At 70.1% G+C, this 14,892-nt stretch carries 13 protein-coding genes; 5 read left to right on the top strand and 8 right to left on the bottom strand.

Translation table 11 applies throughout. The annotated features are described in order from the left end of the window. Positions 1–81: 81 nt before the first annotated feature. The 3 genes from OG257_RS23905 to clpS form a co-directional block, all read right to left on the bottom strand. Entirely contained in the window at positions 82–1,515 is a 1,434-nt protein-coding gene (locus OG257_RS23905; protein WP_329210552.1) for an amino acid permease, read from the bottom strand. A gap of 344 nt (positions 1,516–1,859) precedes the next feature. Further along, a complete protein-coding gene (locus tag OG257_RS23900; RefSeq protein WP_329210551.1) occupies positions 1,860–2,447 on the bottom strand; it encodes a DUF2017 domain-containing protein in 588 nt (195 codons plus the stop codon). 43 nt (positions 2,448–2,490) lie between these two features. After that, complete coding sequence (clpS, locus tag OG257_RS23895; RefSeq protein ID WP_031100168.1) at positions 2,491–2,799, bottom strand: ATP-dependent Clp protease adapter ClpS; 309 nt, start codon at positions 2,797–2,799, stop codon at positions 2,491–2,493. Between the two features lie 109 nt (positions 2,800–2,908). Between clpS and OG257_RS23890 the strand changes: the two genes are divergently transcribed. Together OG257_RS23890 and OG257_RS23885 are read left to right on the top strand one after the other, a co-directional pair. Continuing rightward, a complete protein-coding gene (locus OG257_RS23890; protein WP_329210549.1) occupies positions 2,909–4,237 on the top strand; it encodes a nicotinate phosphoribosyltransferase in 1,329 nt (442 codons plus the stop codon). Positions 4,238–4,426: 189 nt separating this feature from the next. Next, positions 4,427–5,011: an isochorismatase family protein gene (locus OG257_RS23885; protein WP_329210547.1), complete on the top strand. Its 585-nt coding sequence runs from the start codon at positions 4,427–4,429 to the stop codon at positions 5,009–5,011. A 15-nt stretch (positions 5,012–5,026) separates the two neighbouring features. Here the strand turns inward: OG257_RS23885 and OG257_RS23880 are convergent, their stop codons facing one another. Then, a complete protein-coding gene (locus tag OG257_RS23880; protein WP_329210546.1) occupies positions 5,027–5,371 on the bottom strand; it encodes a hypothetical protein in 345 nt (114 codons plus the stop codon). Between the two features lie 122 nt (positions 5,372–5,493). Further along, positions 5,494–7,893, bottom strand: a complete 2,400-nt coding sequence (locus OG257_RS23875; RefSeq protein ID WP_329210545.1) for an immune inhibitor A domain-containing protein — start codon at positions 7,891–7,893, stop codon at positions 5,494–5,496. 382 nt (positions 7,894–8,275) lie between these two features. On the opposite strand from OG257_RS23875, the gene OG257_RS23870 reads away from it, so the two are divergent. Then, positions 8,276–8,566 carry a hypothetical protein gene (locus OG257_RS23870; protein ID WP_329210544.1) on the top strand — a complete coding sequence of 97 codons (291 nt, stop codon included), beginning with the start codon at positions 8,276–8,278 and terminating at the stop codon, positions 8,564–8,566. Between the two features lie 12 nt (positions 8,567–8,578). On the opposite strand, the gene OG257_RS23865 is transcribed toward OG257_RS23870, so the two are convergent. Together OG257_RS23865 and OG257_RS23860 are read right to left on the bottom strand one after the other, a co-directional pair. Beyond that, entirely contained in the window at positions 8,579–9,244 is a 666-nt protein-coding gene (locus OG257_RS23865; RefSeq protein ID WP_329210542.1) for an RDD family protein, read from the bottom strand. Positions 9,245–9,355: 111 nt separating this feature from the next. Next, entirely contained in the window at positions 9,356–10,903 is a 1,548-nt protein-coding gene (locus OG257_RS23860; RefSeq protein WP_329210541.1) for an RDD family protein, read from the bottom strand. A 272-nt stretch (positions 10,904–11,175) separates the two neighbouring features. Between OG257_RS23860 and OG257_RS23855 the strand changes: the two genes are divergently transcribed. Then, positions 11,176–11,652: an SsgA family sporulation/cell division regulator gene (locus OG257_RS23855; protein WP_329210539.1), complete on the top strand. Its 477-nt coding sequence runs from the start codon at positions 11,176–11,178 to the stop codon at positions 11,650–11,652. A gap of 57 nt (positions 11,653–11,709) precedes the next feature. Here the strand turns inward: OG257_RS23855 and OG257_RS23850 are convergent, their stop codons facing one another. Further along, positions 11,710–13,077 carry an FAD-binding oxidoreductase gene (locus OG257_RS23850; RefSeq protein ID WP_329210537.1) on the bottom strand — a complete coding sequence of 456 codons (1,368 nt, stop codon included), beginning with the start codon at positions 13,075–13,077 and terminating at the stop codon, positions 11,710–11,712. Between the two features lie 97 nt (positions 13,078–13,174). Here OG257_RS23850 and OG257_RS23845 point away from each other — a divergent pair, with 97 nt between their 5' ends. Continuing rightward, entirely contained in the window at positions 13,175–14,857 is a 1,683-nt protein-coding gene (locus tag OG257_RS23845) for a tetratricopeptide repeat protein (protein ID WP_329210535.1), read from the top strand. Positions 14,858–14,892 lie beyond the last annotated feature (35 nt).

Here is a 14,892-nt window from a genome sequence, read left to right as displayed (position 1 = left end):
TACCGAGGAGCGGTACGCAGGGGCCCGGATGCTGGACGGGCCGTTGGGGCAGCCGACGTCCTGGGGGCGCTTTCGCGCAGGTCAGCGCTTGGCGAAGGAGGTGTTCTCGGGGTTGCGTGACTTGAGCACCAGATACGAGACGCCCAGGATGAGGCCCCACAGCGGTGCGCAGTACAGCGAGATCCGGGCGTCCTTGTCGACGGCCATCATCACGATCACCAGGCCGATGAACGCGAGCGCGAACCAGCTGCTGAACGGGGCGCCGGGAGCCTTGAAGGTGGACTGGGGCAGCTCGCCGCGGTCGGCCTTGGCGCGGTAGCGGAGCTGGCAGACCAGGATCATGATCCAGGCCCACATGCCGGAGATGGTCGCGAAGGAGACGACGTAGTTGAACGCCTCGCCCGGCCACTGGTAGTTGATCCACACGCCGACGAGCATCAGCCCGGCCGAGAAGGTGGTTCCGACGAGCGGGAGGCCGTTCTTCGTCAGCTTGGTGAAGGACTTCGGCCCCTGCCCGTTGAGCGCGAGGTCCCGCAGCATGCGTCCGGTGGAGTACATGCCGGAGTTGCAGGAGGAGAGCGCCGCGGTGAGGACGACGAAGTTGACGATCGCGGCGCCGACGCCGAGGCCCATCTGCTCGAACGCGGCGACGAACGGCGAGACGCCCGGCTCGAACGTGCTCCACGGCACCACGGACAGGATCATGATCAGCGCGCCGACGTAGAAGACGGCGATGCGCCACGGCACGGTGTTGATGGCCTTGGGGAGAACGGTCTTGGGGTCCTTGGACTCGCCGGCGGTGACACCGACCAGCTCGACCGCGAGGAAGGCGAACATCACGATCTGAAGGGTCATCAGCGTGCCGCCGATGCCTTCGGGGAAGAAGCCGCCGTCGTTCCACAGGTTGGCCACGGTCGCGGTGTCACCGGCGTCGGAGAAGCCGAGCGTGAGGACTCCGGCACAGATGAGGATCATGCCGACGATCGCGGTGACCTTGACCATCGAGAACCAGAACTCGAGCTCACCGAAGAGCTTCACCGAGATCAGGTTCGCGCCGTACAGGATGATGGTGAACACCAGCGCGGACAGCCATTGCGGGATATCCCACCAGTACGTCATATAGGTGGCCGCTGCGGTGACTTCGGTGATTCCGGTGACGACCCAGAACAGCCAGTACGTCCAGCCGGTCACGAATCCGAAGAACGGGCCGAGGAATTCACGTGCGTACTCCGAGAAGGAGCCGGATACCGGGCGGTACATGAGGAGTTCGCCCAGCGCCCGCATGATGAAGAAGATGACCAGACCCGCGATGGCGTACGCCAGGATCAGACTGGGCCCTGCCCGGTCGATGGCCTTTCCGGCGCCGAGGAAGAGCCCCGTGCCGATGGCGCCGCCAATGGCGATCATCTGGATCTGACGGGCTCCCAGGCCACGCTGGTAGCCCTCACCCGTGGTGTCCGTGTCCACGGCCTGGCGGCCGGGCTGTCCCTTGTCGTCGACCTGCGCCGATGTCATGGTGGTGCGCCTTTCTCCACGCCGATCCGCGCCCTCGTAGGCGTCGGATCAGGTCCTGATCCCCCCGGATATGGATGGAGTGCCGCCGGCGTTCGGCCGGCTTGTAGCGCCCCCGGGGACAGGGGTGGCGTCCCCGGGCGGTCGTGAAGATTTATCACGGGCGCTCGGGCGAGCCATCGGACATTATGTGGCGCACGCCACAGGAAAAAGCGGACAAGAGTTTCCAGCCGCTGCAAAGAAGGCTATTCAGGTGACGGGATCGTTATTCGGATTTGAGCATCCGTTGAGCGAACGGAGCACGGCCGGAAGACGGCGGTCCGAACACGGCGCCGGCACGGAACACCTCAGTGGGGCATCAGTGTTTCGATGAGCGTTTCCTGGAGGGCGCCCAGCCAGAGATAGGCCATCACCATCGGCTTGCGCGGATCGCTGTCGGGAAGCCGGTAGAGCGATCCGTCCTGCCCCTCGTCCTCGTCGGACACCTCGAGACGGGTGCCGATGGTCAGCCTGAGGTCGTTGAGGGAGCCCAGCCAGCTGCGGCACTCGTCGGCGGTGAGGGTGAGCACCGCGCCGCCGTCCCCGGTCGGCGTGAGCGCGTCGAGCGTCCGTACGACGAGGAGGGCGTCCTCGCGCTTGCGGGTGCGCAGGTCGTTCTCGGTGAAGCGGCGGAACTCCGCCGAAGCCTCGCGCAGTTCCTTGTCCTCGTCCCCGTACGCCTCGGGGAAGAGCCTGGCGAGCGCCGGGTCGGTGGGCGGTTCGCTCGGGCCCTCGGCGAAGAGGGAGGCGAGCGGGTCCTCGCCGTCGGCGGGTTCGTCGCCGGGGCCCACCAGTTCCAGGAGCTGGACGGCGAGGGAGCGCAGGATCGCGATCTCGACCTCGTCGAGAGCGACGGACGCGCCGCCGCCGGGGGTGGCCTCGAAGTGGCCGGCCATGGATTCTCCGATGGATGGGTCGGGCGGAGGGACAGCGGTCAGGTCAGTTGCGGTCCTGGGTCAGCGTGGCCCAGAGCCCGTAGCCGTGCATGGCCTGGACGTCGCGCTCCATCTCCTCGCGGCTGCCGCTGGAGACGACCGCGCGGCCCTTCTGATGGACGTCCAGCATCAACTTGTGCGCCTTGTCCTTCGAGTAGCCGAAGTAGGCCTGGAAGACATACGTCACATAGCTCATGAGGTTGACCGGGTCGTTGTGCACCAGCGTCACCCAGGGGACATCGGGCTCGGGGACGGCGAAGGTCTCCTCGGCCGATTCGGGACGTTCGATCTCTACGGGGGCAGCAACGCTCACCTACCCCATGCTGCCACCAGGAGGGGCCCGGCGCACAAACGGAGCCCCTCCGCCGTCCCGACAGCCCTAGATCTCGTCACTTTGACGAATAGGGGGTAGCATCCCTGCCATGAACTCAGCGGACCTTGGGCGACGGGTCGGTGTGCCGTCGACCGCACTCTTCACCGACCAGTACGAGCTCACGATGGTGCAGGCGGCACTGAAGGCGGGCACCGCGGACCGGCGCTCCGTCTTCGAGGCCTTCACCCGGCGGCTGCCCGAGGGGCGGCGCTACGGCGTCGTCGCCGGCACCGGACGGGTGCTGGACGCCGTGGAGAACTTCCACTTCGACGACGAGATGCTCGGCTTCCTGCGCGACCAGCACATCGTCGACGCCTCCACGATCGACTGGCTGGCCGACTACCGGTTCAGCGGTGACATCTGGGGCTACCCGGAGGGCGAGGTGTACTTCCCGGGCTCGCCGCTCCTGCGGGTCGAGGGCTCCTTCGCCGAGTGCGTGCTGCTGGAGACCGTGATCCTCTCGATCCTCAACCACGACTCGGCGATCGCCGCGGCCGCTTCCCGGATGTCGGCCGCGGCGGGTGGCCGCCGGCTGATCGAGATGGGCGCGCGGCGCACCCATGAGCTGTCCGCGGTCGCTGCGGCCCGTGCCGCGTACATCGGCGGCTTCCACACCACCTCGGACCTGGCGGCCGGCTTCCGGTACAACATCCCGACCGTCGGGACGAGCGCCCACGCCTTCACGCTGCTGCACGACAGCGAGCGGGACGCGTTCCGGGCGCAGGTGGACTCGCTCGGCCGCGGTACGTCACTGCTGGTCGACACGTACGACGTGACCGAGGCGGTCCGTACGGCGGTGGAGGTCGCGGGGCCGGAGCTCGGAGCCGTACGGATCGACTCGGGGGACCTGCTGCTGGTCGCCCACCGGGTGCGGCAGCAGCTGGACGAGCTGGGCGCCACGCAGACGAAGATCGTGGTGACGTCGGACCTCGACGAGTACGCGATCGCCTCGCTGGCCGCCGCGCCCGTCGACGCGTACGGGGTCGGCACGCAGCTGGTGACCGGGAGCGGGCACCCGACGTGCTCGATGGTCTACAAGCTGGTGGCCCGTGCGGGCTCCGCCGATCCGGCCGATCCGCTGCTGCCCGTCGTGAAGAAGTCGCTGGGCGCGAAGTCGTCGAGGGGCGGCCGCAAGTGGGCGGCGCGCCGGCTGGACGGGTACGGGGTGGCCGAGGCCGAGGTGATCGGCACGGGGCCCGTCCCGGAGGAGCTCGCGGACCGGCAGCTGCTGGTCGAGCTGGTCAGGGGCGGCGAGGTGGTCGCCCGCGAGCCGCTGGAGGCCGCGCGTGAGCGGCACGTCGCGGCGCGCAAGGGGCTGCCGATGTCGGCGATCCAGCTGTCGCGGGGGGAGCCGGTGATCCCCACGGAGTACGCGTGAGGAGAGGCGGGCGGGGGCCCGGTCGCGGCTTCGTTCCGGTCGGGCGGGGTACGGGGCCCATACCGGCCGGGTGCGACCCCTCCCGCACTCTCCGTCGAGTCTCTAGGCTCGTTGGCGTCCCCACTGTCCCGTTTCGCCCGCCGAATCCCCGCCGGATCCCCGCCCAACCCCCACCGAAGGACACCCGTCATGCATCGCGCCTTGATCGTCGTTGACGTTCAGAACGACTTCTGCGAGGGCGGCAGCCTCGCGGTGGCGGGCGGCGCCGATGTCGCCGCCGCCATCACCGACCTGATCGGGGCCGCCCAGGCCGGTTACCGGCACGTGGTGGCCACCCGCGACCACCACATCGACCCGGGTGACCACTTCTCCGCGCAGCCCGACTTCGAGCACTCCTGGCCGGTGCACTGCGTCGCCGGTACGGAGGGCGTGGGATTCCACCCGAACTTCGCTCCCGCCGTCGCCTCCGGCGCGATCGACACCGTCTTCGACAAGGGGGCGTACGCCGCGGCGTACAGCGGGTTCGAGGGCGTCGACGAGAACGGCGTCGGGCTCGCCCAGTGGCTGCGGGAACGCTCCGTCACCGCTGTCGACGTCGTCGGTATCGCCACGGACCACTGTGTGCGCGCCACCGCGCTGGACGCCGCCCGTGAGGGCTTCACCACGCACGTGCTGCTGGACCTGACGGCCGGCGTCGCCGAGGGAACCACTGAGCGGGCCCTGAACGAGCTCCGCACCGCGGGCGTGGAACTGTCCGGCAAGCCGGTCGTCTGACCGCTCCCGGGGCCCTCAGGCGGCCGGACGGACCGGTCCCGCGTATCCGGTGGGTCCCAGCAGGGCCCGGATCGGGTGCCAGAGCTCCTGCCCGGCCTGCGGCGCGGTCCGCCAGAGCAGCCCGTCCGGGTGGTGCAGCACCGCAGTGACCTCGTCCTCGGTCGGCGGCTGGGAGTTTCCGCGGAGGTAGACGGCGCGCAGCCCCAGGTTGCGCAGCCTGGTCAGGGCCCGTGCCCGGGTGGCCGCGTGCACCAGTACGCGCACCGGGCCGCCGGGCCCCGTTCCGTCCGCAGGCCGGTTGAGGGCGACCGCCACCACCACCGTGCCGTTGGGCAACCTGCAGAAACCTCCGCCTGCCATGCTTCGAGCTCCCCCGTGAGACATCGCGTCAATAAGGATCGAACAAGACGCACCTAAACACGATCGGCCGCCGCCCGCTAGAGGGCGACGGCCGATCATGTTCTGACCTGCGGTGTTGCTGACTACTTGGTCGAGGGTCCGACCTTCACGGTCATCGTGGAGCCGCTGAGCGGCTCGCTGATGATCGAGATCCGGGTGTTGGTGTCAGTGACCTTGACACTTCCCGTGGGGTTCTCCGCGTACCAGTAGGTGCCCTTGCGGTCGTCGAAGACCGGGACGCCCAGCGAAGGCTTGATCTTGAGCGCCACGTCCGCGTTGTGCAGCGTGAAGCCCTTGTTCGGGTACCAGCTGAACGGCGCGTCGAAGGGCTGGATCTTGTTGCGCAGGAGCGAGCCGTTCGTCCACTTCAGCGGCTTGGCGTGCGAGTCCACCGGCAGGATCAGGCCCTGTCCGTGGTGCTGCGAGGTGTTGTTGTCCTTCTGGGCGGTGTCCCAGAGCCACACCATCAGACCGTTCTGGTACGAGTAGTGCTCGACCCAGTCGGGGCGGGTGGTGGAGAAGCCGAAGTTGTACGGCCCGACCTCGAGGGTCTCGTCGTACGACACGTACTGGCGGTTCTCGGCGATGTAGTACTGCGGGTAGTCGTTGGTGAACGACTCACCGATCCGCGAGAAGCCCTTGGCCGTCCAGCCGTTGTCGTCGCCCTCCGCGTTGTCCGTGAAGAGCGCGGCACCGTCGGCGTTGACCGTGATGGCGTCCGCCGTGAAGCCCTTGCCGCCCGCGCCGCCGTCCGTCTGGTAGCGGAAGCGGAGGTCGAACTTCTTGCCCGCGTACGCGTCCAGCGAGTACGAGAGCTTCTTGTACGCGCCCGAGACGTCGGTCAGGGCCGGCTTGTCACTGGCGTCGCGCGGGATGGCCAGGCCGTCGGCCTTGCCGTCGAGCGCGGTCCAGCTGGAGCCGCCGTTCTCGGACACCTCGGTGTAGAGGTAGTCGTAGTCGGCCTCGATGTCGTACCAGCCGGACAGGTCCAGCGAGGCGGACGTCTTGCCGGTCAGGTCGACCGAGCGGGTCAGGGTGTTCGACAGGTCGTCGCCCATGTCGCTCCACCACTGCTTCGAGCCCTCGGCGGGCTTCGTGACAGTCGTGGTGACGGCCTTGTCGGGCAGCTCGACGACGAGCGCCTGCTTGTTCTTGGTGTTGTACTCCGAGACGCCCAGCTTGTGGACCGAGTCCGTCGCGGCCTTGGCCGTGGCGTAGTCGAGCCAGCCCAGCTGCAGCTTGTCCCAGGCGGTCATGTCGCCCGGCAGGTTGCCGATCTCGCCCGTGCCGGTGCCGAGCCAGGAGCCCGCCGACATCAGGGACCAGAAGCCGACCGAGTTCTCGCCGCCGCCGGAGGTGTCGTACAGGTCCGGCAGACCGAGGTCGTGGGCGTACTCGTGGGCGAAGACACCCAGGCCGCCGTTCTCGGGCTGCGCGGTGTAGTCGCCGACCCAGATGCCCGTGTCGCCGATCTGGGCGCCACCGGCCTTGTTGCCGGCCGGGCCGGTCGCGCCGGCGTTGGTGCCGTACGCGTACCAGCGGTGCGCCCACAGCGCGTCGGTGCCCTGTGCGCCGCCGCCCGCCGACTCGTCCTCACCGGCGTGGACCAGCTGGAAGTGGTCGATGTAGCCGTCGGCCTCGTTGAAGTTGCCGTCGCCGTCGAAGTCGTAGCGGTCCCACTGGTCGTACTGGGCGAGGTCCGCCTTGATCTGCTCCAGCGTGCGGCCCTTGGCCTTCTGGTCGGCGACCCAGGCGTTGACGCCGTCGCGGACCGTGTCCCACACGTTGGCGCAGTTGGTGGAACCGCAGTAGTTGGAGCCGTAACGGGCCTCGTTGTACGGGACCTTGACCCAGTCCGAGACCTCGCCGTCGACCGAGTAGCGCCCGGAGGACGTCTTCTCGTAGTAGGTCTTCAGCGAATTCTTGCCCTTGCCCTCACCGAAGTAGAGGTCCTGGAAGTGCGCCTGGTTGTAGTCGGCCTGCCAGGCGGTGCTGTTGTCCTTCGCCGGGTCCGGCTCGGCTATCTCGTTGTGCTGCGGGCCGGGCGTGCCGCCGTACTTCTTGACCGGCGGCTTGGGGCCCTCGCCGTCCGGGTCGAACATCGTGGTGTCGTCGACCTGGTCGCCGAACTCCACGAGAATGGTGAAGATCTTGTCGGTCTTCTCCCGGCCGAGCTCGACGTACTTGTTGCTGCCGAGCTTGACGACCTTGGAGCCGCCGCGGGTCGAGACCTTCTTGTCACCGGCCAGCACCTGCTCCAGCGCGGCCTGACGCTGAGCGTCCTGCTCCTTGCTGAAGGGGCCTTCCAGGTCGTGCTCGCTCGCCTTGACCGGTGCGGGATCCCGTCGGTCAACGATGGAGGCGCCGGATCCCGACGCCTTGTCATCCGCCTGAGCGGTGGCGAAAACCGACGCCGTCGCGGCGGTGGCGGCCAGCGCCACGGCTACCGCGGTGGCGCGTAGCGCCCGTCTCTGAGTGATCACTTGATGCAGTCCTCCCCGGCGTTTCGCGTCCGCGGCCAGGGGGTTGAGAAAAGCCGCGCGCGTCAACGCGTCACAAGTGACGACATTCGATCGGAAGTATGAGAGAAAAGACAGATCTTGACTTGCACAGGCCAACTGCACTATGCAGGAGCCGAATTCCGCTATCCGGACGTTCGAGGCTTTGCCGTCGTCCGGTACAACCGGCGCGCCACGCCGCCCGATCGGCGATCGCGTGACTCAGTGCGCCCCCCGTGCACCGGTACCGTGGGTTAGGTCACGCTTACTACGTGTTCCTCCCGGGCATCCACCGTCGTAGAGTCGATTGACAGTGCGACCGTGTTGAGAGACTCCCCCAGCCGATGCCCCGAGGACGGATACCGCCATGCCGCGTCCGACTGCCGCACAGTTCTCCTACGGTTCGGTCACCGTCGTCTTCGCGACCCTCGCCATGCTGCTGCTGTCCCGCACGAACTCGGGCATCGGTGTGGCCGTCATCTGCACCGCGGCCCTGGGGCTCGGTCTGCTGGTGGCCGTGACCGTACCCCTGCCCAAGCGCACGAAGGTCCGGACGGCACCGGCGCCTGCCGCTGTCCGCACCCACCGCACGATCGAGGACATCGAGATCGCCACCGCGCACACGGAGCGCGTCGGCGAGCATTCACTGCACCGCTGAACGGCCCCGGCCTCACTGGATGGCGACCACGACCGTCTTGGACGCCTTGTCCTGCAGCGCCTGCCGGTACGGCTTGTCCGTGAACATCAGAACGATGTTGATCAGCCACCACAGGCAGGGGCAGCACAGCAGCGCCGGGACCCACAGCACGACGGCCCGCATCAGCGCCGAGCCGGTGTCGGGCACCGAGCCGTCGTTGAGCATCGCCACGCGCATCTTCAGCAGCCGCTTGCCGAGCGTCCGCCCGTCCTTGTGCGTCAGATACGTGTCGTAGGCGACGTAGACCACCAGGCCGATCAGCGACCAGAGCAGCTGATGCCCGCTGTAGGTGTTGCCGATGGCATCGCCGAAGTCGTCGTCGCCGTCCGAGGTGACGTCGACCGCGCCGCCGAACGGCAGCGAGATCAAGTACAGCGGGATCGAGATGATGAGAAGGTCGATCAGCCGCGCCAGGATCCTCTTGCCCGGCTCCGCGAGCGGCGGCATCCCGGCCAGCGGATCCGTACCGCCGTACTGCCCGCTGCCGCCGAACGGATCCCGGTCGTGCGGCGGTGGCGGCGGCGGCCCGCTGCCGTAGGGCGAGCCGCCGGACGGGGGCTCGGAGCCGTGCGGCGGCCTCTTGGAGAAGGGATCGTCCTCGGGCGGCTGTCCGGGTGGCGGCGGCGGTTCGTTGCTCATGGGGGCAGTGCACCCCGCCCCGCGGAGGCCCGCAACGGCTCAGGTGCTTTCGGGGGACGGAGGTCGGCACACGGCGTAAGCGGGGCCCGCCCCCCGACGGCTGACCCGCCCTCAGCCGGCGACGAACGTACCCGCCGCCTTGTCGTGCCAGCACTGACGCCACGGGCGGTCGAACAGGCACCACAGCACGTTGACCACGCCGATGACGAGGAGGCCCAGCACCCCGTACACGAGCCAGCGGCGCAGCGCCGCCCCGATCGTGGGCGGTCCGTGCGACTCGATGTCCCGCACCTCGAGACCGCAGAGCTTCTTGCCCAGCGTGCGGCCCCACTTGGCGGTGGGCAGCGCCTCCAGCACGAAGCCGAGCACCAGGAAGGCGCCGAGCACGGCACCGAACAGCCCGGCCGTGGTGGCGTCCAGGAGCCAGACGGTGACCGTCTCGCCGGACTGCTTGGCCGCCTCGATCTTCTTGTCGATGTGGTCCATCGCCTGTGTGACCAGCGGGAATCCGACCGCACCGACGACCGCGCCGAGCAGGACCGTGTCCAGGATCCGGGCGGTCAGCCGCTTGCCGAGCCCTGCGGGCCGGGCGGACGCCTGGGCCCGGGCGAGCTGCTGGAAGGGGTCCTCGACCGGAGGCTTCCAGGGCACGACGGGCGGCTGCGGCTGTTCGGGCCGGGCGCTCTGCTGCTGGGCGGGCACGGGGTGCTGCGGCCGGTGCTGCTGCGGCTGTTGCTGCTGCGGGCGGGCCGCCTGCTCGGGCCGGCCGAGCTGATGCGCCTGCTGCGCCCAGGACGCGGACCCGCCGCCGGGACCGGGAGTCAGGGGCGTGTTCAGCTGAGGCGTCTGCGCCGGTGGCTGCGCCTGTGCCGGCGCCTGGGGCCGGGCCTGTGCCTGGGGCGGGTTCTGGGCCTGCGGCGGGGACGCGGCACCGGGCTGCACGGCGCGGATCGCCATCGTGCCGTCGGCGGGCGCTCCCTCATCGCGCGGACGCGGCGGACGGGTGCCGCCGTCCCGTCCCACGGCACGGATCGTGACCGTGCCGTCGGTCGGCGGACGGTCGGCGTCACCGCTGCCGCCGGTCCTGTCGCCCCGGATGTGGACGGTGCCGTCGGTCACGTCACCGTTGCCGTCCCGCATACCGGGAAGGGCGCCGCGCGTCGGGTCCGGGGCCGCGGGCCGGCGCGGATCCTCGGACGCACCGGCGGCCGGAGAACGGTCCGCCGGAGCGGCGGCGGACGACGGTGCGCCGTCGCCGGGCGTACGGGGATCCGGGCCGCCCCACGAGACACGGCGGTCACGGTCGCCGCCGAAGCCGGTCTGCCGTGACGTGTCGGCCTGCCAGGCCGTCGCGGGCTCCGGGCGGCCACCGGTGGCACCCGCCTCACCGCCCCCGCCGAGCCCGTCGGCCTCGTCGAAGAACATCGGCCCGGTCTCGTCCACCGGGGCGGTCCGCCGCGCCGTCGGCTGCGGGGCGGCGCCCTCCGCCGATTCAGGCGGCGGCGCAGGGGTCGCCTCGCCCTGCCTGGGTGCGGGCCGGCTCGTACCGGGAACCCAAGACGCACCGTTCCAGTACCGGACGTATCCGGGAATGGACGGGTCGGGGTAGTAGCCCTCGCGTGGGCTTTCGTCACCGGGTGCCGGGGTTGGGGCGCTCATCACCGTGGTCCCGTATCTCTTCGAGGCCTCAGACCGGCCGGCGATCGGAGGGTGGCGTGGCACCGTCCGATCGCCGGCCGGCCTCCATACAAGGGTCCACATCTATCAGACCGCCGCGTACCCCCGGGCCGGTCCTGCCGTTTGGACCACTTTCCGGGCCTGCGGAAGTTTTTCTGGGAAGTCGCGTCATAGACGGCCGGGAGGGCGCTCTCTCCTTGTGCGGACCGGTCGAGGGACCGGCTCCTACGAGCATCGGAAGGTCGTGCACCCTCATGCAGAACATCGTGGAACGGGAACTGGAACTGAAGCTGGTCCTCTCGCCGGAGCGCTCCGTCCCCGTACCCGCCCGGCTGTCCTACCTCACCGACGACCCGTACGCCGTGCACATCACCTTCCACATCGGATCCGAGTCGCCGGTGCACTGGACGTTCGCCCGTGAGCTGCTCGTGGAAGGGGTGTTCAGGCCGTGCGGGCACGGGGACGTACGGATCTGGCCGACCAAGGTCGACGAGCACAGCGTCATCTGTGTCGCGCTCACCTCGCCCGACGGCAACGCCCTCCTGGAGGTGCCGTCGGCCGCCGTCTCCGCCTGGGTGGAGCGCACCCTGCGGGTGGTGCCCCCGGGCTCGGAGAGCGCGCTGCTCGGCCTGGACGGCGCGCTCGCCGAGCTGCTCACCCCCCTGCCCGCCGACGACCTGTGGCTGAGCGACCCCTGGCCCTCCGACGAGTCCCAGGACGGCGAGGCCTGAGTGCGGCGGGGCAGGAGCACGGCGGGCAGAGGTGGGGCGGGGCAGGCGCGGGACGGGTCAGAACAGCTTGCCCGGATTGAGGAGACCCAGCGGATCGAAGGCCGCCTTGATGCCTCGCTGCAACTCGACGCCCACCTCGCCCAGTTCACGGGCGAGCCATTCCTTCTTGAGCACGCCGACACCGTGCTCGCCGGTGATGGTGCCGCCCAGTTCCAGGCCCAGCGCCATGATCTCGTCGAAGGACTCGCGGGCCCTGCGGGACTCGTCGGCGTCGGTGTGGTCGAAGCAGACGACGGGGTGGGTGTTGCCGTCCCCCGCATGGGCGACGACACCGATGGTGAGGCCGAACTTGCCGGCGATGGCGGCGGTTCCCTCGATCATCGCGCCGAGCCTGGAGCGCGGCACGCACACGTCGTCGATCATCGTGGCGGACTTGATGGTCTCCATCGCGGGGAGCGACAGCCGGCGCGCGTGCAGGAGGAGTTCGGACTCGGCGGCGTCGTCGGCGGGCACGACCCCGGTGGCGCCGGCCGCGGTACACAGTTCGCCGACAGCGGTGAGGTCGGCCGCCGGGTCAGGGGTGTCGAAGGCGCAGAGCAGCAGCGCCTCGGTGGATTCGGGGAGTCCCATGGAGGCCATCGCGTTCACCGCACGGACGGTCGTACGGTCCATCAGTTCGAGGAGTGACGGGGTGTGGCCGCGTTCCATGATCCGGCAGACCGCGTCGCAGGCGGCCGCCGCGGAGGGGAACTCTGCGGCCAGCACGAGCTGTTGCGGGGGCTTGGGCCGAAGGGCGAGGACGGCTTTGACAACGATGCCGAGGCTGCCTTCGGAGCCGACGAAGAGCCGGGTCAGGTCGTATCCGGCGACACCCTTGGCGGTACGCCGGCCGGTGTTGAGGAGACGTCCGTCGGCGAGGACGACCTCCAGGCCGAGCACGTACTCGGCGGTGACGCCGTACTTCACGCAGCACAGTCCGCCGGACGCGGTGCCGATGTTTCCGCCGATGGTGCACATCTCCCAGCTGGAGGGGTCCGGCGGGTAGTACAGCCCGTGTTCGTTGACGGCGCGGGACAGCACGGCGTTGATGACACCCGGTTCGACGACCGCGATCCGGTCGACCGGACTGATCTCCAGGATCCGGTCCATCTTGACGAGGGAGAGCACGATGCAGCCGTCGGAGGCGTTGGCCGCCCCCGACAGGCCCGTCCTGGCACCCTGCGGCACCACGGGGACGCGCAGCGCCGTGGCGGTCCGCATGACGTGCTGGACCTCCTCGACCGTGCGTGGGAGCACGACGACGGCCGGCGCGCCCGCGTCGCAGAAGCTCGCCATGTCGTGGGCGTAGGTGGCGGTGACGTCCGGGTCGGTGATCAGGGCATCGGCCGGCAGGCCCGCGCGCAGCTCTTCGAGAAGATCATCCATGATTCAAGCGTGACACCCGGGGCCAATGGTGTGAACCCGTCTGCGCCAGCGATCGCGCAGCGCGATGTGATCTTCGCACTGACGCAGAGTGAGGCGCATGGATGCCATGCCGCAGCAGAATCCGGAGTCACCCCCCTCCCACCTGCCGCCGGAGGGCGCGACGGCCGTGCCACCGCCGCCCACGTCGATGCGCACGACACTGCGCAGGGCGGCGTTCGGTGCGGTGGCGGGCGCCGTCCTCGTGGCCGGCGCGGTGGTCGCCGTACCGGACGGCGACCAGGAGGCGGGGCCGCCCCTGCCCGGACCCGTCGCCCGGGCGGAGGCAGCGGCGGCGGCCGGCTCCCCGGCGTCCCTCTCCGACCTCACGGCGCTGATCGGGGACCGGCAGGAGTGGGTGGACACGCATCCCTCCGACGCACCGTCCTGGGCGGTGCTCGGTACGGCGTACGTGGAATGGGGCCGGCGTTCCGCGGACGCGGCGTACTACACGCGGGCCGAGCAGGCCCTGCAGCGCTCACTGGCCGCGCAGCCCGGTGAACGCGGCAACGCGGAGGCCTGGGTGGGGCTGGGAGCGCTCGCCAACGCACGGCACGACTACCTCGCCGCGAAGAAGTGGGGCGAGACGGTACGGGCCCGGCAGCCGAAGAACTGGACGGCCTACCCGGTCCTGATCGACGCGTACAACGGCCTCGGCGAGTACGCGGCCGCGAACAGGGCCACGGAGAAGTTCGGTTCGCTGCGCAAGGGCGTTCCCGCACTCGCCAGGACCGCCGAGATGTACCGCGGCCAGGGCTGGCGCGAGGACGCCCTGGCCACCGCCCAGGAAGCGGCGGACCGCGCCACCGCCCCCGCGGAGAAGGCCGAGGCCCTGCACCGCCTCGGCGACCTGGCCTGGGAGCGGGGCGAGCCCGCGGAGGCCGTCGCCCAGTACGAGGCTGCCCTGCGCACCGACGGCAACCACCTGGCCTCCCGCGCGGGCCGGGCACGCGCCCTGGTGGCCCTGGACCGCACGGACGAGGCGCTGGCCGACTACCAGACGGTGACGACGAAGCTGCCCCGCCCCGAGTACGTGCTCGAACTGGGCGAGCTGTACGAGTCCATGAGCCTGGACGGCGACGCCCGCACCCAGTACACGGAGCTCCGCAAGCTGCTCGCGCAGGCGAAGGCGGCCGGTGTGAACGAGTCCCTGACCGAGGCCCGCTTCGAGGCCGACCACGGCGACCCGGCGGCGGCCGTGGAGCTGATGCGCGCCGAGTGGTCGGCCCTGCACCGCAGCTCGGCGGCGGCGGACGCACTCGGCTGGGCGCTGCACCGTGCGGGCCGGTCGGAGGAGGCACTGCAGTACGCGGAGCAGGCGGTGGAAACGGGCGTACGGAACGCCTCGTACACGTACCACCTGGGTGTCATCGAGAGCGCCCTCTCCCAGAACGGCCCGGCCCGCATCCATCTGGAGGAGTCCGTCCGTACGAACCCGGTGTTCTCCCCGCTGGCCGCTCCCCTGGCGCAGGCCGCCCTGGACTCCCTGGGCGAACCGGCTCCGGGCGGGCCGGCGGACATGCAGCCGGACCCCGAACCGGTCCCCGAGCCGGAACCGGCGAAACCCGAACCGGCGAAGCCCGAATCCCCCACGTCCGAAGCCGCGAAGGGCGGGACATCAATGAGCGAGGCGTCGGAACCCGAGGCCTCGAAGCCCGAACCGGCTCCCGCACAGCGACAGGTGCCGGCGAGGCCCGCGCCCTCCGCCTCCCCAGGGACGGCAGCGTCCTCCCCGCACCCCTAGCCGTCGGGGGTCACGAACGGGGCGCGGAGCCGGTT

The organism is Streptomyces sp. NBC_00683 (assembly GCF_036226745.1).
In the GTDB taxonomy this organism is placed as follows: Bacteria; Actinomycetota; Actinomycetes; order Streptomycetales; family Streptomycetaceae; genus Streptomyces.
The sequence above is the reverse complement of the archived record's forward strand: the minus strand, read 5'-3'. Positions and strand labels throughout refer to the sequence as shown.

Coding starts and splice junctions, on each gene's coding strand:
- OG257_RS23850 (WP_329210537.1), bottom strand. CDS start 13,077: ATGGATGATCTTCTCGAAGAGCTGCGCGCGGGCCTGCCGGCCGATGCC.
- OG257_RS23885 (WP_329210547.1), top strand. CDS start 4,427: ATGCATCGCGCCTTGATCGTCGTTGACGTTCAGAACGACTTCTGCGAG.
- OG257_RS23865 (WP_329210542.1), bottom strand. CDS start 9,244: ATGAGCAACGAACCGCCGCCGCCACCCGGACAGCCGCCCGAGGACGAT.
- OG257_RS23900 (WP_329210551.1), bottom strand. CDS start 2,447: ATGGCCGGCCACTTCGAGGCCACCCCCGGCGGCGGCGCGTCCGTCGCT.
- OG257_RS23880 (WP_329210546.1), bottom strand. CDS start 5,371: ATGGCAGGCGGAGGTTTCTGCAGGTTGCCCAACGGCACGGTGGTGGTG.
- OG257_RS23890 (WP_329210549.1), top strand. CDS start 2,909: ATGAACTCAGCGGACCTTGGGCGACGGGTCGGTGTGCCGTCGACCGCA.
- OG257_RS23845 (WP_329210535.1), top strand. CDS start 13,175: ATGGATGCCATGCCGCAGCAGAATCCGGAGTCACCCCCCTCCCACCTG.
- OG257_RS23870 (WP_329210544.1), top strand. CDS start 8,276: ATGCCGCGTCCGACTGCCGCACAGTTCTCCTACGGTTCGGTCACCGTC.
- OG257_RS23855 (WP_329210539.1), top strand. CDS start 11,176: ATGCAGAACATCGTGGAACGGGAACTGGAACTGAAGCTGGTCCTCTCG.
- OG257_RS23905 (WP_329210552.1), bottom strand. CDS start 1,515: ATGACATCGGCGCAGGTCGACGACAAGGGACAGCCCGGCCGCCAGGCC.
- OG257_RS23860 (WP_329210541.1), bottom strand. CDS start 10,903: ATGAGCGCCCCAACCCCGGCACCCGGTGACGAAAGCCCACGCGAGGGC.